Source organism: Microbacterium sp. CFBP 8794 (assembly GCF_014841235.1).
Classification (GTDB): domain Bacteria; phylum Actinomycetota; class Actinomycetes; order Actinomycetales; family Microbacteriaceae; genus Microbacterium.
This window is the reverse complement of record NZ_JACYTT010000005.1, coordinates 133,311-152,259: the sequence shown is the minus strand read 5'-3', so window position 1 is coordinate 152,259 and position 18,949 is coordinate 133,311. Positions and strand designations below refer to the sequence as shown.

Below are 18,949 nucleotides of genomic sequence, written 5' to 3'. Positions count from 1 at the left end.
TCAGCGTTCCTTCCCGGCGAGGTCGGCGACCCCGATGAGACCGGCGTCGTTGCCCAAGCGTGCGATCGCGAACTCCGCGACCGGACGTTCACCGTATCCCGGCAGCGACGTCTCGTACGCGAGTTTCACCGGTTCCAGCAGGTCGGCACCGAGCTGCGCGACTCCCCCGCCGATGACGAACACCTCGGGGTCGAGCACCGCCTGGAAGCCTCCGCAGGCCTCGCCGAGGGCCGTGGCCACCCGGCGCAGCGCCTCGACGGCACCCGGGTCGCCCGCGAGCACCAGTCGCGAGACGGCGGGACCGGGGATGGCCCCCTTCTCGTCGCGAACCGCCGCGAGAGCCGCGCCGATCCCGCCCTCGTCGGCGATGGCGTTCGCCTCGCGTTGCAGCGCGCGGCCCGAGGCGTACTGCTCGAGGCATCCGTTCTGCCCGCAGCCGCAGGGGTGTCCCCCGCGCACGAAGCGCAGGTGTCCGAGCTCGGCTCCGATGCCGTGTCCGCCGCGGAAGAGCTCGCCGTCGGTGACGACGGCGCCGCCCACTCCCGTGCCCATCGTCAGCATGACCATGTCGCGCACGCCCTGGCCCGCGCCGAAGCGGTACTCGCCCCAGCCCGCGGCGTTGGCGTCGTTCTCGATGGTGACGGGGGCGTCGAGGCGCTGCTCGAGGCGCGCGCGCAGCGGCTCGTCGCGCCAGTCGATGTTGGGCGCGTAGATCACGGTGCTGCGGTCGCGGCTGATGAAGCCCGCCGCCGCGACGCCGATGGCGTGCACCTCGTGGGCGCGACGCAGGTGGTCGGCCATGTCGACCACGGCATCCACGAGGGCCGACGGGTCGATGGGGGTGTCGACGCGGAGCTTCTCGATGATCGTCCCGTCGGCGTCGACGACGCCGCCCGCGATCTTCGTGCCCCCGATGTCGATGCCGACGTTCTGCACCGCGTTCCCTTCCGGGCCCACCGCTCGGCCGGCCCGGAGCAGTCTAGCCACCCGGGACACCCGTGCGAGGAACGCACTTCACCCGGGGCAGGGAAAGACGTGCGGATAGACTCGACGAACCGCTCGACGTTCTTCCGGTGCCAAAGGAGTTACCGTGATCCAGTTCGACCTCTCCCCCCTCGTCGCCGCCGACCCGGACGCCAACACGTCCGACCTGCTGGCCGACCGTGTGCGGGCGACCCCCGACCGCGCGTTGTTCGCGGTGCCCGATGCCGACGGATGGCGCGACGTCACCGCCGCCGAGTTCGAACGGCAGGTGATCGCGCTCGCGAAGGGATTCGTCGCCGCGGGCATCCAGCCCGGCGAGAAGGTGGCGTTCATCGCGCGCACGACCTACGACTGGACGCTCGTCGATTTCGCGCTGTTCTACGCCGGCGCCGTGATGGTGCCGGTGTACGAGACGAGCTCCCCCGCGCAGATCTCGTGGATCCTCTCGGATTCGGGCGCCATCGCCGTCGTCCTGGAGTCGGCGGAGCACGCCGAACGCCTCGACGAGGTGCGCAGCGACGTGCCGCTCATCCGCGACGTGTGGCAGATGCACACGGGCGCGCTCGACACGCTCGTGGCCGGGGGCGGGCACATCACCGACGAAGAGATCGAGCGCCGCCGCCACCTGGCCAAGGCGTCGGATGTCGCGACCCTCATCTACACCTCGGGGTCGACGGGACGCCCGAAGGGCTGCGTGCTGGTGCACAGCAACTTCGTCGAGCTCGCCCGCAACTCCGCCAAGGCGCTGCACGAGGTCGTCGAGACACCCGGCGCCTCGACGCTGCTGTTCATCACGACGGCGCACGTCTTCGCCCGCTTCATCTCGCTGCTGAACGTGCACGCCGGTGTCAAGACCGGCCACCAGCCCGACACGAAGCAGCTGCTTCCCGCGCTCGGCTCGTTCCGGCCCTCGTTCCTGCTGGCCGTGCCGCGCGTGTTCGAGAAGGTCTACAACTCGGCCGAGCAGAAGGCCGAGGCCGGCGGCAAGGGCAAGATCTTCCGCGCGGCCGCCGCCGCGGCCATCGAGCACTCCGAGCGTCTGCAGGACGGCCGGTCCATCCCGCTGGGCCTCAGAATCAAGTTCGCGCTCTTCGACAAGCTCGTGTACTCGAAACTGCGGGATGCCATGGGCGGGCGGATCGTGTACGCGGTGTCGGGGTCGGCTCCGCTCGGCCCCCGGCTCGGTCACTTCTTCCGCAGCCTCGGCGTGGTCATCCTCGAGGGCTACGGCCTCACCGAGACCACGGCGCCGGCGACGGTCAACCTCGCCACGAAGTCGAAGATCGGCTCGGTCGGTCCGGTGCTGCCCGGCGTGGGCGTGCGTCTGGCCGACGACGGCGAGATCCAGGTGCGGGGCATCAACGTCTTCCGCGAGTACTGGCAGAACCCCGAGGCCACCGCCGAGGCGTTCGACGGCGAGTGGTTCAAGACGGGTGACATCGGCGCCTTCGACAGTGACGGCTTCCTTTCGATCACCGGTCGCAAGAAAGAGATCATCGTCACCGCCGGCGGCAAGAACGTCGCCCCCGCGGCTCTCGAAGACCCCATCCGCGCGAACCCGATCGTCGGCCAGGTCGTCGTCGTCGGAGACCACAAGCCGTTCATCTCGGCCCTCGTGACCCTGGACTCCGAGATGCTCCCCACGTGGCTCGCCAACAACGGCCTGCCCTCCGACATGACGCTCACCGCTGCCGCGGCGAACGAGAAGGTGCGCGCCGAGGTGCAGGGCGCCATCCACCGGGCCAACGCGCGAGTGTCCCGCGCGGAGTCGATCCGCAAGTTCACCATCCTGCCCACGGAGTGGACCGAGGCCAGCGGGCACCTCACGCCGAAGATGAGCATCAAGCGCAACGTCATCGTGGCCGACTTCGCCGACGACATCGAGGACATCTACGCGGTGCCGGTCAACACCACCAACGTCTCGCTCCCCTGACGGGCGCGACGCGAACGGCCCGGTCCCCCGCGTGGGGGCCGGGCCGTTCTCTGTCGATGGCGCATAACCTCCGCGATGGGCCCAACCTCAGTCCCTCGGGAGCGGATCGGACTCACCCCGCGCACAGCGCTGACGATGCGCCCGACCGGATGCGACAGCGTCGGGTCAGAACCAGTCGCTCTCGCGCACCTGGCGCATGGCCTCGCGGCGCGTGTCGGCGGGAAGACGCGACAGGTACAGCATGCCGTCGAGGTGGTCGGTCTCGTGCTGCAGCGCCTGGGCGAGCAAGCCCTCACCCTCGAGCACCACCGGGTCGCCGTCGAGGTCGATGCCCTCGACCCGTGCCCAGGGGAAGCGCTGCGCGTCGTGCCAGAGGCCCGGAACCGAGAGGCAGCCCTCTCCCACCGTCTGCGGTTCGCCGCGGGTCTCGACCAGCACGGGGTTCAGCACGTAGCCGATGTCACCGTCGATGTTGTAGCTGAAGGCGCGCAGGTTCACCCCGATCTGGGGGGCCGCGACTCCGGCCCGGCCGGGGAGCGCGACCGTGTCGAGCAGATCCCGCACGAGCGAGCGGATGCCGTCGTCGATCGTCTCGATGGGCGCGCTGACGGCGCGGAGCACGGGGTCGCCGAACAGCCGGATCGCACGGACGGTCATGCCGTGGCCACCGGAGCGCGAAGCCCTTCGACCACGGCGGCCGCGAGCTCGCGGGCCGCCTGGCGGGTGGCCGGCTGCAGCTCGCGGAACGTGATCGCGCTGCCCGCGGCGATGCGCGCGTCGTACGGCATGCGGATGACGGTGCGCACGCGCGAGCGGAAGTGCGCCTCGAGCTCGCTCTCGCGCACGAGCGGTGCACCGGGCCGCGAGTTGTTGAGCACGACGACGGCATCGCGCACCTGCGTCGTGTACCCGTTCGTCTCGAGCCACGTCAGCGTCTCCGACGCCAGGCGGGCCTCGTCGACCGAGAGGCCGGCGACGATGACGAGCGTGTCCGCGAGCTCGAGGGTGGCCCCCATCACCGAGTGGACGATGCCCGTGCCGGTGTCGGTCAGCACGATCGAGTAGTAGTGCGCGGCGACGTCGGCGACCTGGCGGTAGTCGTCGTCGCTGAAGGCCTCCGACACCCGCGGGTCGGTATCGGATGCCAGGACGTCCAGGCGCGTGGCATCCCGGGCCACGATCGACGAGACGTCGTTGTATCCCGACATCTCGTCGTGCGCGCGGACGAGGTCGCGCACGGTGCGGCCGTTGGCGCTCCCGACACGATCGGCGAGGGTTCCGCGGTCGGGGTTCGCGTCGACCGCGATGATGCGGTCCTCGCGGGCGTCGGCCAAGGCCATACCCAGCAGCGACGTCACGGTCGTCTTGCCGACGCCGCCCTTGCGCGAGAGCACCGGCACGAATCGCGCACCGCCGACGAGCGGGGCCGAGATGCGGCGGTCGAGCTCTTTGCGCTGGCGCGCACGACGGCCGTCGCCGAGGTTGATGCGGTGACCCGACACCGAATACACCAGCTGACGCCACAGGCCCTCAGGCTCGGGGCGGGCGATCTGCCGCGGATCGAGCAGCCGGTCGGCGGTGAGCAGGTCGGCGCTCTCACGCGTGTCGCCCACCTGGCCGAGACGCTTGCTCGTGAGCGACACCTCGGGCTCGGGCGTCTTGACGCGTTCGAGCGCGTGGGCGCGCCCGACGCGCGCGGCCTCGTCGGCCTGCTGGGCGCTGCGGCGGGTGAGCGGCACCGTTCCGATCACGCCGGTCGCCGCGCGCTCGGCGCGGGTGGTCGGCACCGTCCCGGTGGCCGGGGCGGTGGCCTTCCGCGGTGCGACCTCGGCCTGTGCGACCTCGTCCGCGTGGGACGCGGGCTCGGGGGTCACTGTGGTCGACGCGGTGGTCGACGCGGTGGTCGGAGCCTTCGGCTCGATCGGGGTGGCGCCGGTGGCGGACGGGGCACCGGTGGATGCCGCGGCCGCCGCGACGTCATCGGTGGGGGTCTCCATCACGATCGACGTCGAAGACGTTTCGAACTCGCGGACGACCGGGCGCGCGTCGAGCTGCTCGGCGTCGGGCACATCGGCCTGTTCCGCGGACGTGCTGGCGGAAGCCTCTGCGGCGGTGTCGCCTGCCTCGACGGGAAGGTCGGTGTCGACGGCCGCGGCGATGTCCGCGTGCGCGTCGGTGCCGGTGTCGGTATCGGTGTGCGCGTCGTCTTCGCCGGGCGCCTCGGCCTCGGCACGGGGTCCGCCCGCCGCGGGGGCGGGAACCCACGGAGCACGCGTGAGCGACGTCGAGGCGTCGACGTCGGAAACGACGGCGGCCTCACGCGCGCTCTCGTCGTCGGCGCGCAGCCCGACGGCCTCGGCCGCGGTGTCGGAACCTGCGGACTCGGTGACGTCGTCATCGATCTCGGTGCGCGCGACGTCGGTCGACTCGGCCTCCCGCTGCGCATCGCCCTCGGGATCGGCGGGCGCGGCCAGCGCCGGATCGGCGGTCAGCTCGGTCTGCTCGACGTCTCCGTCCGCGGCATCCGCGGCGAACAGTTCGGCGTCGTCGACGATCTCGACGTCGTGGAGGTCGTCGAGGGCGGCGGAGCTCTCGTTCACGCCGCTCTCCTCGTCGTCGGCCGACGACGTCACGCCGTCGAACGCGTGAGCTTCCGCGTCGTGCGTGTCCGGGGCGTGAGCGTCGCCGTCGTGGTCCGCAGCGTCGTCCTGCGGGTCGACGGCGGGCGCATCGCCGCCGTGCGCATCGCCGCGGTCGGTCTCGACGACGTCGCTCTCGACGACGTCGTCCTCCGAGTCCTGGCCGCCCGTGCTCTCGGGCTCCGAGGTCTCGTCGATCTCCGCCTCAGCAGCAGGAGACTCGTGCGCGTGCGACGGCGCGGAATCCTCCCGCGCGTCGGTGTCTCCGGCATCCTCCTCGTCGAGCGCCGTCGCGTGCGCGACGGCCACGTCGACCCACGTGTCCCCCGCCGAGGGGGAACCGGCGTGGTCGTCGTCGTGCACGATCTCGGCGTCATGGATGTCGTGATCGCCGTCTTCGGCGTCGCCGACAGAGGCCTCGTCATGGTGCGGTTCGAGGATGATGTCGCCGGTCGGCAGCTGCTCGACGTGCGGCTCGTGGACGATCTCGGTGGAACGCTCGAGGGGGGAATCGCGGAACTCGGGCGCCTCGAGGGGGCGCAGGTCGGCGTCGTCGATCACGACCTCGTCCTCGATGACGTCGTCGTCGAGGTCGTCGTCGTCGGACACGGTCGGCAGGTCGACGTTGACCTGGGCGATGTGTCCTCCGAGGATCGTGATGCTGGCGGTGTCGAGGTTCCCGCTCTCGTCGAGGACGCCGTGTTCTGCGTTCTCGTCGGGGTTCGCGTCGGTGCGGTCGGGGGTCACTGCAGTCTCCAAACGGGAAGAGGGCGCGAAAGCGCCCCCTCCCAGGTTACTGCGCGTGGCGGATTACCAGCAAAAGGTCTCCCGCTTCCACCTGCTGTGTGGTAGCGATGGCGACACGTTCGACGACACCGTCGACGGACGCCGCGATCGCGGCCTCCATCTTCATCGCCTCGATCGATGCGACGGCCTGACCCGCGGTGACGTGGTCGCCGACCGCGGCCTTGATGGTGACCACGCCCGAGAAAGGAGCTGCGACCTGCCCCGGCGTGGACGTGTCGGCCTTCTCGGCCTGACGCGCCTCGACGTTGACCGAGCGATCACGCACGAACACGGGGCGCAGCTGCCCGTTGAGCGTGGTCATGACGGTGCGCATGCCCTTGTCGTCGGCGTCGCCCACGGCCTCGAGGCCCACGAACAGCTGCACGCCGCGCTCGATCTCGACGGTGTGCTCCCCGCCCGCGCGGAGTCCGTACAGGTAGTCGGCCGTGTCGAGCACGCTGAGATCGCCGTACGACGCGCGCATCTCCTCGAAGATGCGCGTGGGCCCGGGGAACAGCAGATGGTTGAGGCGCGCGCGGCGCTCGGCCGGGGCTCCCGCGAGCGCCGCCGTGTCGTCGTCGGAGAGGGGCGTGACGCCGATCTTCACGTCGCGACCGGCGAGCACCTTCGATCGGAACGGCTCCGGCCACCCACCGGGCAGGTCGCCGAGCTCGCCCGCCATGAACGACACGACCGAATCGGGGACGTCGTACTTGTCGGGGTTCTGCTCGAAGTCGGCGGGGTCCGCCTTGACCGCGGCGAGGTGCAGGGCGAGATCGCCCACCACCTTCGACGACGGGGTGACCTTGGGAACGCGCCCCAGGATGCGATCGGCGGCGGCGTACATGTCCTCGATGAGCTCGAAGTCGTCGGACAGGCCCAGCGCGATGGCCTGCTGACGCAGGTTCGACAGCTGGCCACCCGGGATCTCGTGACGGTACACGCGGCCGGTGGGGCCCGAGAGGCCCGACTCGAACGGACGGTACAGGTGGCGCACGGCCTCCCAGTACGGCTCCAGGTCGCTCACGGCCTCGAGATCCAGCCCGGTGTCGCGCTCGGTGTGCGCGAGGGCGGCGACCAGGGCCGACAACGACGGCTGGCTCGTGGTGCCCGCCATGGGAGCGGCGGCCGCGTCCACGGCATCCGCCCCCGCCGCCGAGGCGGCCAGCAGGGTGGCGAGCTGTCCCCCGGCGGTGTCGTGGGTGTGCACGTGCACGGGCAGGTCGAACCTCTCACGCAGCGCCGTGACCAGGCGCGATGCCGCGGCCGGGCGCAGCAGACCCGCCATGTCCTTGATGGCGAGGATGTGCGCACCCGCGTCGACGATCTGTTCGGCGAGCGCCAGGTAGTAGTCGAGCGTGTACAGGGTCTCGGCCGGGTCGAGAAGGTCGCCGGTGTAGCAGATGGCCACCTCGGCCACCGCGGTTCCGGTCGCGAGCACCGCGTCGATCGCCGGGCGCATCTGCGAGACGTCGTTGAGGGCGTCGAAGATGCGGAAGATGTCGACACCGGATGCCGCTGCCTCGGCGACGAATGCGTGGGTGACCTCGGTGGGGTACGGGGTGTACCCGACGGTGTTCCGCCCGCGCAGGAGCATCTGGATCGCGACGTTCGGGAGCGCGGCGCGGAGGGCGTCGAGGCGCTCCCACGGGTCTTCGCCGAGGAAGCGCAGGGCGACGTCGTACGTCGCGCCGCCCCAGGCCTCGACCGACAGCAGGCCGGGCGTCATGCGCGCGACGTACGGCGCGACGCGAGCGAGGTCGCGGGTGCGCACGCGGGTGGCGAGCAGAGACTGGTGGGCGTCGCGGAACGTCGTCTCGGTGACAGCGAGAGCCGTCTGCTCCCGCAGCGCTCGGGCGAAGCCGACGGGTCCGAGTTCCTGCAGGCGCTGGCGCGAGCCCGCGGGCGCGGGCTCGACCAGGTCGAGGGCGGGGAGCTTGGCGCCCGGGTCGATCGACAGCGGGTTCTCGCCGTTCGGACGGTTCACCGTGGTGTCGACGAGCCACGACAGCACCTTGGTGCCGCGGTCCTTCGACTCGCGGCCCGCCAGCAGTTCGGGGCGCTCGTCGATGAACGAGGTGCTGAGGTCGCCCGCCACGAAGGCGGGATCGTCGAGCACCGCCCGCAGGAACGAGATGTTCGTCGACACTCCGCGGATGCGGAACTCCGCCAGGGCACGGCGGGCGCGGGCGACGGCCGCCGGGAAGTCGCGGCCGCGGCAGCTGAGCTTCGACAGCATCGAGTCGAAGTGCGGGCTCACCTGCGAGCCCGCGGCGGTCGTGCCGCCGTCGAGGCGGATGCCGGCACCGCCCGGTGAACGGTACGTGGTGATCTTGCCGGTGTCGGGGCGGAAGCCCTGCGTGGGGTCCTCGGTGGTGATGCGGCACTGAAGAGCGGCACCGCGCAGGTGCACCTCGTCCTGCGTGAGGTGCAGGTCGGCGAGGGTCTCGCCGGCGGCGATGCGCATCTGCGACTGCACGAGGTCGACGTCGGTGACCTCCTCGGTCACGGTGTGTTCGACCTGGATGCGGGGGTTCATCTCGATGAAGACGACCTCGCCGGTGCGCGGCCCCGCGGTCTCGAGCAGGAACTCGACGGTTCCGGCGTTCTGGTAGCCGATCGACCGGGCGAATGCGACCCCGTAGCGGTGCAGGTCCTGTCGCACCGTCTCGTCGAGGTTGGGCGCGGGGGCGATCTCGATGACCTTCTGGTGCCGGCGCTGCACCGAGCAGTCGCGCTCGAACAGGTGGATGGTCTCGCCCGTGGCATCCGCGAGGATCTGCACCTCGATATGGCGGGGACGCTGCACGGCCTGTTCGAGGAACATGCGCGCGTCGCCGAAGGCGCTCTGCGCTTCGCGCATCGCCTCGGCCAGAGCCGGGGCGAGTTCGCCGAGTGCCTCGACGCGACGCATGCCGCGCCCGCCGCCGCCGGCCACGGCCTTGGCGAAGAGCGGGAAGCCGATGTCGTCGGCCTGCGCGACCAGGGCGTCGATGTCGTCGGAGGCCGCGGTGGAGCGCAGCACCGGAACGCCGGCGGCGACCGCGTGCTCTTTGGCGGTGACCTTGTTGCCCGCCATCGACAGCACCTCGGCGGGCGGGCCGATGAAGGTGATGCCGTGGGCGGCGGCCTTCTCGGCGAGCTCGGGGTTCTCGGAGAGGAACCCGTAGCCCGGGTAGATGGCATCCGCCCCGCATTCGCGTGCGACGCGGATGATCTCGTCGACGTCGAGGTAGGCGCGCACCGGGTGGCCGCGCTCGCCGATCTGGTAGGCCTCGTCGGCCTTGAGGCGGTGCAGCGACGCACGGTCCTCGTAGGGGTAGACCGCGACCGTGCGCGCGCCGACCTCGTAGGCGGCTCGGAACGCGCGGATGGCGATCTCTCCCCGATTGGCGACCAGAATCTTCGAGAACATGCGCACCTCACGTCAAGCTGGCGGAGCTGAATGTGCTCACAGCCTAGGGGACGGTAACGTGGACTCTCGTGCACGTACTCTCCGTCAGCTCTTTGAAAGGCGGGGTCGGCAAGACGACCGTGACGCTCGGGCTGGCATCCGCTGCCTTCGCACGTGGCGTTCGCACTCTCGTCGTCGACCTCGACCCCCAGTCCGATGTGTCGACCGGTATGGACATCCAGGTCGCCGGCCGTCTCAACATCGCCGATGTCCTCGCGAACCCGAAAGAGAAGGTCGTCCGTCAGGCGATTACCTCGAGCGGCTGGGCGAAGGTCCACCCCGGCACGATCGATGTGCTCATCGGCAGCCCCTCGGCCATCAACTTCGACGGTCCGCACCCGAGCGTCCGCGATGTGTGGAAGCTCGAAGAGGCGCTCGCGACGATCGAGGCCGACTACGACCTCGTGCTCATCGACTGCGCCCCGTCGCTGAACGCCCTCACGCGCACCGCGTGGGCGGCGAGCGACCGCGTCGTCGTGGTGACCGAGCCGGGCCTGTTCTCGGTGGCCGCCGCCGACCGAGCTCTCCGCGCGATCGAGGAGATCCGCCGCGGTCTCTCGCCGCGGCTGCAGCCCCTCGGCGTCGTGGTGAACCGCGTGCGCCCGCAGTCGATCGAGCACCAGTTCCGCATCAAGGAGCTCCGCGACATGTTCGGCCCCCTCGTGCTCAACCCGCAGCTGCCCGAGCGCACCTCGCTGCAGCAGGCGCAGGGTGCGGCCAAGCCGCTGCACGTCTGGCCCGGCGACAGCGCGCAGGAACTCGCCGCCGACTTCGATGCCCTGCTCGACCGGATCGTGCGCACCGGCCGCATCCCCGTCGAGAACGAGGCCCCGCAGGCCTGACCGACGCCGCTTCTTCGACGAGACGCCGTCCCGCTGCCCCGCAGCCGGGCGGCGTCTCTCGTCTCGCTCCCCGTGGTCACCCCCGCGTGAGTCGCCGAGCATTGTCGCCTCGGGTCGGGGCGAAGCGACAAAACGTGGCCCCTCGCGCGCGGGACAAAGCGAAACCCGGATGCCGTGGCACCCGGGGGGCGGAGAGGTGCGGGGTGCGGTCAGGCGGTGCGGGCGGCACGACGGGCCGCCAGCTCGTCGACGGAGTCGGACGTGGCCGACTCGAAGTCGACCAGCGTCGACTCGACCTCGCGCAGCACCTTGCCGACCGCGATGCCGAAGACGCCTTGACCCCGGCTGACCAGGTCGATGACCTCGTCGTTCGAGGTGCACAGGTAGACCGAGGCCCCGTCGCTCATCAGCGTGGTGCCGGCGAGGTCGCGGATCCCCGCGGCGCGGAGCTGATCGACGGCGGTGCGGATCTGCTGCAGCGAGATGCCGGTGTCGAGCAGGCGCTTGACGAGCTTGAGCACGAGGATGTCGCGGAAGCCGTACAGCCGCTGCGAACCCGAGCCGCTCGCCCCGCGGACGGTCGGAACGACGAGTTCGGTGCGGGCCCAGTAGTCGAGCTGACGGTACGTGATGCCGGCGGCACGGGCGGCGACGGCGCCGCGATAACCGGTGTCGTCGTCCATCTCGGGCAGACCGTCGGTGAAGAGGAGATCGGAAGCGAACCGGGGTTCACCGAGTGCGTCGCCAGCGTTCATGCTCGCGTTCCTCCTCATCGGTTCGTTCCTTCCACGCTAGATCAGCGAGGGTCCCCCGGCAATGACATCCGCGTCGGGGGCTGCGGCGTGTCGCAATCAGGACAGGATCCGCTCGAGCGCTTCGCGCACGAACATCCCCCGCACCTCGTCGAGACGGGTGGCGAGCTCGGGCGCGAGCTCGCTCGCACGGGCTCGGGATGCCGCGTCGGGACGCCGCAGCAGGGCCGACATCGCCGACTCGACGAGTGCAACCTCGCGCTCCGCGCTCTGTCGCAGCGCCCGCACGTGGCGGGGCTCGATCCCGTGACGGTCGAGGGCGACCAGGGCGCGCAGAAGCGCGACGGTCTGCTCCGGGTAGGTCTCGGCCGCCGTGATCACGCCGGTGCTCACGGCGTCGTTCAGCAGCTGGGGGCCGGCACCCGCGGTGCTCAGCAGCTCGTCGCGCCGGTAGCGGCGCGGGGCGGCGGTCATCGACGGGATCGACGTCGGCGGGGCGGGGTTACGGCCCGCGTCGAGCTCGGCCAGGTAGTCGCGGATGACGACGAGCGGCAGGTAGTGGTCGCGCTGGAGCGTGAGCGCCATGCGCAGACGCTCGAGGTCGGCCGGTGAGAACTTTCGGTAGCCCGACTCGGTGCGCGTGGGCGAGACGATGCCCTGCACCTCGAGGAAGCGCAGCTTGCTGGAGGTGAGGGCCGGGAAATCGGGGGTCAGACGCGCGAGCACCTGACCGATGCTGAGCAGCCCCGCAGCCGTCTGACGACCACGGGAGGGGGCTGCCGCCATCAGTGCTCTGCCGCGGGCAGGTCGACCGGCGAACCGAAGAAGTTCAGCCGGAACTTGCCGATGCGCACCTCGGCGCCGTTGACGAGGGCGGAGCGGTCGACGCGTTCGCCGTTGACGTAGCTCCCGTTGAGCGAGCGCTGGTCGACGATCTCGAACGCCGTGCCCGTGCGGATGATCTCGGCGTGGCGACGCGAGACGGTCACGTCGTCGAAGAAGAGGTCGGCCTCGGGGTGGCGTCCGACCGTGGTGACGTCGGTGTCGAGCAGATACCGGGCGCCGGTGGTCGGGCCGGAGCGCACGATCAGAAGGGCGGCTCCTCCGGGAAGCGCGTCGATGGCTTCGAGCTCGGCCTCGGTGAGGTCGGCGCCGAAGGGGACGAAGGACAGGTCGGCGTCGTGGCCGAAGGTCTCGGTCGTGTCGTGCGAACGCTCGGACGCGACGGCGTCAGCCGCGCGCCGAATGTCGTCGCGATCGAATCGGCGGGTCTCGTCCACGGCTTCTCCTTCTCGTTCACCATAACCCGACCGATTCGCCTGGGGAGGGGGAACCGGCCTCGCGCGGGCCGTGATGATGCGTGATGTGTCTTCGTTCGTCGACGCCGGGCAACGCGTTTCGGGTCGCGGAAGGCCAGGCGCGGACACTCGAACCTACCGACCCGGAGACGGCCCTGTCGAGTCCGCGCCCGCGCGGCGTCATCGTTGTCCTGCCGCGCCCCGGGTGCGGCGGGCCCACGGAACGGACACCGCCCCGCTCCGGGTCACCCGCGCGCACTCCTTCTCTCACCCGACGCGGGCGCGTCATGGACGCTCCCAGGCCCGTGTCGGGAGGTCTCGTTAGGGTCGGACAGTGACTTCCCCCGTGGCGCCGCGTCGGCGCACCCTCCCCGCCCTCCTCGCGACCGCCCTGCTGGCCGCCGCCGCTCTGCTCGTGCCGGCGCTCCCCGCCGCAGCGCACGACGAGCTGGTCTCGACCGACCCGTCGGCCGATGCCGTGCTCGAGGCGTTGCCCGCCGAGATCACCTTCACCTACAGCGCCGATGTGCTGACCGACCCCGGAGCCACCGTCGTGCAGGTCACCGACGCGTCGGGTGCGTCGCTGACCTCCGGCGCGCCGGTCGTCGACGGCAGCACCGTCGTGCAGCCGCTGGCCGGACCCGCATCGGGCGCCGTCTCGGTGCTCTGGCGCGTGGTGTCGAGCGACGGTCACCCCATCGACGGGTCGTTCTCGTTCACCGTGCCCGCGGCCGCCCCCACCCCGACCGCGACGGCCACGCCCACCTCCTCGCCCGCGCCCTCGGCGAGCCAGACCACGGCCGAGAGCGCCGCTCCCACGTCGACTCCGGATGCCACCGCCGTCCCGGCGGACACCGCGTCGGAGGCCTCTCCCCTGCCGTGGATCCTGCTGGTGGTCGCGCTCGTGCTGGTCGCCGCGGTGATCATCGTCGTCGTCGTGTCGCGCGGCCGTCGTCGTGCGTCCGGTGGCGGGTCGACCGGCACCCCCGCGCGATAGGATTTGCGCATGCCTCATTACGATCTGGTCATTCTCGGTGCGGGTCCCGGCGGGTATGTGGCCGCCGTCCGCGGCGCACAGCTCGGACTATCGGTCGCGATCGTCGAAGAGAAGTACTGGGGCGGTGTGTGCCTCAACGTCGGGTGCATCCCCTCCAAGGCCCTTCTGCGCAACGCCGACCTCGCTCACACCTTCCACGCGAAGGCCGACATGTTCGGCATCTCGGGTGACGTGCACTTCGACTTCGGCAAGGCGTTCGACCGTTCGCGGTCGGTGGCCGCCGGCCACGTCAAGGGCATCCACTACCTGATGAAGAAGAACAAGGTCACCGAGTACGAGGGTCGCGGGTACTTCGCCGACGACCACACGCTCGACGTGACCAAGACCGACGGCTCGAAGGAGCAGGTCACCTTCGACAACGTCATCATCGCCACGGGCTCCACCGTGCGTCTGCTCCCGGGCGTCACGCTGAGCGAGAACGTCGTGACCTACGAAGAGCAGATCCTCACCCGCGAGCTCCCCGAGTCGATCGTCATCGTCGGCGCCGGTGCCATCGGTATGGAGTTCGCCTACGTCATGACGAACTACGGCGTGAAGGTCACCATCATCGAGTTCCTCGATCGCGCCCTGCCCAACGAAGACGCCGAGGTCTCGAAAGAGATCCAGAAGCAGTACAAGGGCTACGGCGTCGACATCCTCACCTCGACCAAGGTCGACTCGGTCACCGACCACGGCGACAAGGTCACCGTCGCCTACACGGCGAAGGACGGCTCGCAGGGGTCGATCGACGCCGGCCGCGTGCTCATGTCGATCGGCTTCGCGCCGAAGGTCGACGGCTTCGGCCTCGAGAACACGGGCGTGAAGCTCACCGAGCGCGGCGCCATCGAGATCGACGACCACATGCGCACCAACGTGCCGCACATCTACTCCATCGGCGACGTCACCGCGAAGCTGCAGCTCGCGCACGTGGCCGAGGCCCAGGGCGTCGTCGCGGCCGAGACCATCGGCAATGCCGAGACGCAGACCCTCGGCGACTACCGCAACATGCCGCGCGCGACGTTCTGCAACCCGCAGGTCGCCTCGTTCGGCCTGACCGAGCAGCAGGCACGCGACGCGGGCCACGACATCAAGGTGTCGAAGTTCCCGTTCTCGGCCAACGGCAAGGCGAACGGCCTCGGCGAGCCCGTCGGTTTCGTCAAGCTCGTCGCCGACGCCGAGACCCTCGAGCTCATCGGCGGCCACCTCATCGGCCCCGACGTCTCGGAGCTGCTGCCCGAGCTCACGCTGGCGCAGAAGTGGGACCTCACCGCTCTCGAAGCAGCCCGCAACGTGCACACCCACCCGACGCTGTCGGAGGGCCTGCAAGAGGCCTTCCACGGCCTCGCGGGGCACATGATCAACCTCTGACCCGTCAGAGAACGAAGGCCCGCCCGGTGTTCCGGGCGGGCCTTCGTCGTCGGTGTGACGTGTGTGGAGTCGAGGCGCGTCAGCGGCCGAGCGCCCGAGCGAGCTTCGATCCGGATGCCGCGGGGCGACCGCCCGCGGCGAACACCGCCGCGTCGACGGCGGCGAAGAAGGCCCCGCGCCCCTGCTCGTCGGCGGGACCGGCGGGGCCCAGCTCGACCTCCCACTCGCGCCACGCCGATTCCACGCCGCGGCGCTCATCGCGCGCGCGCACGTGATCGTCGACGAACTCGGCGACCTGCTCACCGTCGGCGTCGAGCAGGGCGTACGCGGTGCGGTCGTTCCGCAGCCGCGCGAGCGGGATGAACGGTGGCGCCGCGTGAGCGGCGACGGCATCCTGAACCGCCGGAGGCACCACCGGGTCTGCACCGGGGGCGGTGGACGTGTCGTCGTCCAACGGCCAGTGCGTCTCGGTGCGACCCGCGCCGTCGAGCGGGCCCTTCACATGCCACCCGGCGTCGGGGCCGCCGGTGCGTCGACGCACGGCGATGCCGGCGCGGGCCAGGTCGGCCGCGGGCGTGTCGACGTAGCGTGCGTCGAGGTCACGCGGTTCGGCCGCGCCGACCGACACCACACCCGGCAGCGCCGACCAGTCGGGCAGGGGTGTGGTGTCGTCGACGTCGTACTTCGACTCGATCTCGACGCTGGAGGCGCCGTGCGAGTCTGCGCTCAATCGTCGCGTCCGTCGGCGTTCGGGTTGATGTCCTCGGTCTCCTCCGAGAAGACGAAGACCGCCTGCGTGGGGCCGTCGGCGTCTCCGGTGTTCTCGAGACCGCCGTCGCGACGGTAGACGAGCTGTCCCTCGCTGTAGGGCATGATCAGCGTGTCGTCGGTCTCGTTCTCGAGGGGGAGCACCTGCCCGTCGAGCGGGCCTCCGGTCAGTCGTGCAATAGCCATGCCGCCAGCGTAGACCGCGGGGCCGACCGCGCCCCGCGCCTTGACAGGGCGGGCTTAGAATCGCTCGGGTGACATGGACGGACCTGCCCGGTGATCGCCCGTTCGTCCTTCTCGCCACGCGCGCGCAGGACGGCCCGGCAGACGAGGAGTACGCACTCTTCCTCCGGTTCACGGGTCTGCCTCCCGAGCGCCTGCGGCGTGTGCGCCTGGAACGCGAGTCGATGCCCGATCTCGACCTCGACGAGATCTCCGGCATCCTGGTCGGGGGAAGTCCGTTCAACGCCTCGGACCCGATCGAGCGCAAGTCCGCGGTGCAGCAGCGGGTCGAGGCCGAGATCGCCGCACTCGTCGAGGCGGTCGTCGCGCGCGACACCCCGTTCCTCGGCGCCTGTTACGGCGTGGGCACCCTGGGGACGCACCTGGGGGCACCCATCGACGGCACGTACGCCGAGCCGATCAGCGTCGTCGACGTGACCCTCACCGCCGAGGGACGCGACGACCCGCTCGCCGCGGGGCTTCCCGAAACCTTCCCCGCCTTCGTCGGCCACAAAGAAGCGATCAGCGAGCTGCCCTCGAGCGCCGTGCTGCTGGCCTCGTCTTCCACGTGCCCGGTGCAGATGTTCCGGCTCGGGCAGAACGTCTACGCGACGCAGTTCCACCCGGAGCTCGACCTCGACGGGATCGTCACGCGGATCCACGCCTATGCGGCCTTCGGCTACTTCGCCGCCGACGAGCTCGACCTCACGCTCGCCGCGGTGCGACGCGCGCCCGTCGAGGCACCCTCGCTCCTGCTGCGGACGTTCGTCGAGCGCTACGCGCGCTGACGCCGCACGCGCCTTTCGGGGCCGTGCGCGTCGCGAGCGCTCCCCCGCGGCGTCGCTGCGGAGCCCTCGTGCGAATCGCGAGGGGCTCGGCGTGCCCGGGGACGCGACTGTCGCTCCGGAGCGAGACCGCGACGCCGCGACCGCTCAGGCGCGCTGCGGCGGCGTGACCCGCACGACGTCGAGCGCCGCGGTGACGGCCGGGTGCGCGCGGCGCAGGAACGGGTCGAGGCCGAGGTCGACGAGGTGCACGCGTCCGGCGAGCTCGGGTCCGCGCCCACGGACGAGTCCCGCCTTGAGCGCACCGAACGTGACCGTGAGGTCGGCGGGGAGGACGGCGGCATCCGCGGTGCCCTCGTCGGGGTCGAGCCCGCTCGGCACATCGACGGCGATCACCCGCGGTCGACCCGAGGGGAGCGCGAGGATGCACTCGACGATCGCCCGGGAACCCCCGCGCAACCGCCGGTCGGTCAGGCGCCCGATCCCCAGGATGCCGTCGAGCACCAGCGCGTAGTCGCCGACCCGCGCGCAGACCTCCGACGCCGGCAGCACGCGCGCGCCCGCGGCGACGGCCGCGTCGAAGGCGGCGCGGTGCACGCGGTCGCGCACCAGCACGACGTCGACGCGCTCGGGCCCCCGGGCGAGCTCGGCCGCGGCGTAGAGCGCATCGCCGCCGTTGTCGCCGGCGCCGACGAGCACGAGCACGGGGCCGGGTGCCCGCGCCGACTCGGCCGCGGCGATCTCGGCGAGGGCCGACGCCGCCCAGCGCATGAGCGGGTGCCCCTCGGCCAGCCGCGGGGCTTCGGCGGCCCGCACCGCGTCGGCCGTGTAGGCGGCGACGCGTTCACCGGTGGCCAGCACGGCCGATCGCGGGTCAGACATCGGTCTGAGCGCCGGCCTTCGCCCCGGCGTTCGACTCGGCCTCGCTCTCGCGTGCAGCGGCGGTGGGATCGGCGGTGGCGAGCGTCTCGCGTTCCTTCGTTTCGGCCTCGCGCGCGGCCGTCAACTCGCCGGTCGCCGCCTGGACGGCCTTCTCGGCGCGGCGGACGCGGAACTGGATCATCGTCGACGCGCCGAACTTGGCGCGGACGCGGTCGTGATCTTCTTCCGTCGCCACGGTGATGTAGGCCCCGGCGATCAGGATCACCTGGCTCGACAGGTTGAGCCAGAGCAGAAGGGCGATCAGCGAGGCGAACGTCGCCAGCAGCGGGTTGTTGCTCGCGCCGCCGATGAACAGTCCCGACAGCTGCTGGAGCACCACCAGGCCGAAGCCGCCGAGGAGGGCCCCGCGCAGGAGAGTGCTGCGGCGGGTGCGCACCCCGGACAACGCCGCGAACGCCACCGCGATGGCGGCCGAGTCGAGCGCCAGAACAATGATGGTCGACACGAGCCACGTGAAGAACGCGGTCACCCACGAGTCGGCGGACACGCCGATGAGCTCGCGCACGAAGGTCAGTCCGGCCGTGGCGACGAACGTCACGAGCGCGGCGGCGACGAGCGCGACGCCGATGCCGAGGGCCACGCCGAGGTTGCGCAGCAGCACCCACACGATCAGCGTGTCGTCGGTGGTCACCCCGGCGATCTGACGCAGCGCGGAGCGCAGCGAGCCGATGGCGCCGATCGCGGCACCCAGAAGACCGAGGGTTCCGAGGATGCCGCCCAGCGTGAAGCCCGCCGGGGCATCGATGCTGCTCACGTCGAGCAGCCCCTTGGGGCCGACGAGACCGGGGACCACGCTGTTCACCGAGCTCGTGAGGGCGCTCAACCCGGCGGGGTTCCCCGCGAGCCAGAGCGCGGCGAACGAGAAGCCCAGCAGCACCGCGGCGAACAGGCTGAACAGGGTGCGGTAGGTCACGCTGTCGGCCAGCATGGGGCCACGCGCCCCCGAGTAGACGAGGAAGGCGCGCACGACACGGAGCGACAGGGCCCACGCGGTGACACGACGAATGAGGGCGGGCATGGGGTCAGCGTATCCACGCCGAGACGACCGGCCAGCGGGGTTGACCGATCGGACCGCGCGCGACAGCCGAACGGGCCGCGCGCCTCTCGACGCTCTCGAACCCGACGCGTGACGTTCCGGGG

General features: G+C 71.2%; 16 protein-coding genes. 5 read left to right on the top strand and 11 right to left on the bottom strand.

Annotated elements, in window-relative coordinates; translation table 11 throughout:
• Nucleotides 1-936, bottom strand: a complete 936-nt coding sequence (locus IFU19_RS14690; protein WP_055835486.1) for an ROK family glucokinase — start codon at nucleotides 934-936, stop codon at nucleotides 1-3.
• Between the two features lie 154 nt (nucleotides 937-1,090).
• Here IFU19_RS14690 and IFU19_RS14685 point away from each other — a divergent pair, with 154 nt between their 5' ends.
• Entirely contained in the window at nucleotides 1,091-2,917 is a 1,827-nt protein-coding gene (locus IFU19_RS14685; protein WP_192212064.1) for an AMP-binding protein, read from the top strand.
• A 165-nt stretch (nucleotides 2,918-3,082) separates the two neighbouring features.
• Here IFU19_RS14685 and def read toward each other — a convergent pair whose 3' ends face one another.
• The 3 genes from def to IFU19_RS14670 are packed head-to-tail and all read right to left on the bottom strand — an operon-like array spanning nucleotide 3,083 to nucleotide 9,757.
• Nucleotides 3,083-3,574, bottom strand: coding sequence for a peptide deformylase (def, locus tag IFU19_RS14680; RefSeq protein WP_192212063.1), 492 nt, complete (start codon nucleotides 3,572-3,574; stop codon nucleotides 3,083-3,085).
• Nucleotides 3,571-6,303 (bottom strand): nucleotide-binding protein, encoded by a 2,733-nt coding sequence (locus IFU19_RS17095; RefSeq protein ID WP_342343436.1) that lies wholly within the window; start codon nucleotides 6,301-6,303, stop codon nucleotides 3,571-3,573. Before IFU19_RS17095 ends, def begins: the two co-directional genes overlap by 4 nt.
• Before the next feature lie 46 nt (nucleotides 6,304-6,349).
• The gene (locus IFU19_RS14670; protein ID WP_192212062.1) at nucleotides 6,350-9,757 is read right to left on the bottom strand and encodes a pyruvate carboxylase; all 3,408 of its coding nucleotides are present in this window, start codon (nucleotides 9,755-9,757) and stop codon (nucleotides 6,350-6,352) included.
• Between the two features lie 68 nt (nucleotides 9,758-9,825).
• Here IFU19_RS14670 and IFU19_RS14665 point away from each other — a divergent pair, with 68 nt between their 5' ends.
• Nucleotides 9,826-10,638 carry a ParA family protein gene (locus IFU19_RS14665; RefSeq protein ID WP_055835478.1) on the top strand — a complete coding sequence of 271 codons (813 nt, stop codon included), beginning with the start codon at nucleotides 9,826-9,828 and terminating at the stop codon, nucleotides 10,636-10,638.
• Nucleotides 10,639-10,847: 209 nt separating this feature from the next.
• Here the strand turns inward: IFU19_RS14665 and IFU19_RS14660 are convergent, their stop codons facing one another.
• From IFU19_RS14660 to IFU19_RS14650, 3 genes are all read right to left on the bottom strand, one after another.
• A complete protein-coding gene (locus IFU19_RS14660; RefSeq protein WP_055835475.1) occupies nucleotides 10,848-11,393 on the bottom strand; it encodes a MerR family transcriptional regulator in 546 nt (181 codons plus the stop codon).
• A gap of 96 nt (nucleotides 11,394-11,489) precedes the next feature.
• Nucleotides 11,490-12,176 (bottom strand): transcriptional regulator FtsR, encoded by a 687-nt coding sequence (gene ftsR / locus IFU19_RS14655; RefSeq protein WP_055835472.1) that lies wholly within the window; start codon nucleotides 12,174-12,176, stop codon nucleotides 11,490-11,492.
• Nucleotides 12,176-12,670: an FHA domain-containing protein gene (locus IFU19_RS14650; protein WP_055835469.1), complete on the bottom strand. Its 495-nt coding sequence runs from the start codon at nucleotides 12,668-12,670 to the stop codon at nucleotides 12,176-12,178. The genes ftsR and IFU19_RS14650 overlap by 1 nt, the downstream gene beginning before the upstream one ends.
• Before the next feature lie 352 nt (nucleotides 12,671-13,022).
• Here IFU19_RS14650 and IFU19_RS14645 point away from each other — a divergent pair, with 352 nt between their 5' ends.
• Both IFU19_RS14645 and lpdA read left to right on the top strand, forming a co-directional pair.
• The gene (locus IFU19_RS14645; protein WP_192212061.1) at nucleotides 13,023-13,685 is read left to right on the top strand and encodes a copper resistance protein CopC; all 663 of its coding nucleotides are present in this window, start codon (nucleotides 13,023-13,025) and stop codon (nucleotides 13,683-13,685) included.
• A 9-nt stretch (nucleotides 13,686-13,694) separates the two neighbouring features.
• On the top strand, nucleotides 13,695-15,092 hold the full coding sequence (gene lpdA, locus IFU19_RS14640) for a dihydrolipoyl dehydrogenase (protein ID WP_055835463.1): 1,398 nt from the start codon (nucleotides 13,695-13,697) through the stop codon (nucleotides 15,090-15,092).
• A 79-nt stretch (nucleotides 15,093-15,171) separates the two neighbouring features.
• Here the strand turns inward: lpdA and IFU19_RS14635 are convergent, their stop codons facing one another.
• Both IFU19_RS14635 and IFU19_RS14630 read right to left on the bottom strand, forming a co-directional pair.
• A complete protein-coding gene (locus IFU19_RS14635) occupies nucleotides 15,172-15,822 on the bottom strand; it encodes a CYTH domain-containing protein (RefSeq protein ID WP_192040460.1) in 651 nt (216 codons plus the stop codon).
• Complete coding sequence (locus IFU19_RS14630; protein WP_055835457.1) at nucleotides 15,819-16,046, bottom strand: hypothetical protein; 228 nt, start codon at nucleotides 16,044-16,046, stop codon at nucleotides 15,819-15,821. The genes IFU19_RS14635 and IFU19_RS14630 overlap by 4 nt, the downstream gene beginning before the upstream one ends.
• Before the next feature lie 68 nt (nucleotides 16,047-16,114).
• Here IFU19_RS14630 and IFU19_RS14625 point away from each other — a divergent pair, with 68 nt between their 5' ends.
• A complete protein-coding gene (locus IFU19_RS14625; protein ID WP_191916264.1) occupies nucleotides 16,115-16,870 on the top strand; it encodes a glutamine amidotransferase in 756 nt (251 codons plus the stop codon).
• Nucleotides 16,871-17,014: 144 nt separating this feature from the next.
• On the opposite strand, the gene IFU19_RS14620 is transcribed toward IFU19_RS14625, so the two are convergent.
• Together IFU19_RS14620 and IFU19_RS14615 are read right to left on the bottom strand one after the other, a co-directional pair.
• Nucleotides 17,015-17,749: an NAD(P)H-hydrate epimerase gene (locus IFU19_RS14620; RefSeq protein WP_191916263.1), complete on the bottom strand. Its 735-nt coding sequence runs from the start codon at nucleotides 17,747-17,749 to the stop codon at nucleotides 17,015-17,017.
• Entirely contained in the window at nucleotides 17,742-18,827 is a 1,086-nt protein-coding gene (locus tag IFU19_RS14615) for a YhjD/YihY/BrkB family envelope integrity protein (protein WP_191916262.1), read from the bottom strand. The genes IFU19_RS14620 and IFU19_RS14615 overlap by 8 nt, the downstream gene beginning before the upstream one ends.
• Between the last annotated feature and the right edge of the window lie 122 nt (nucleotides 18,828-18,949).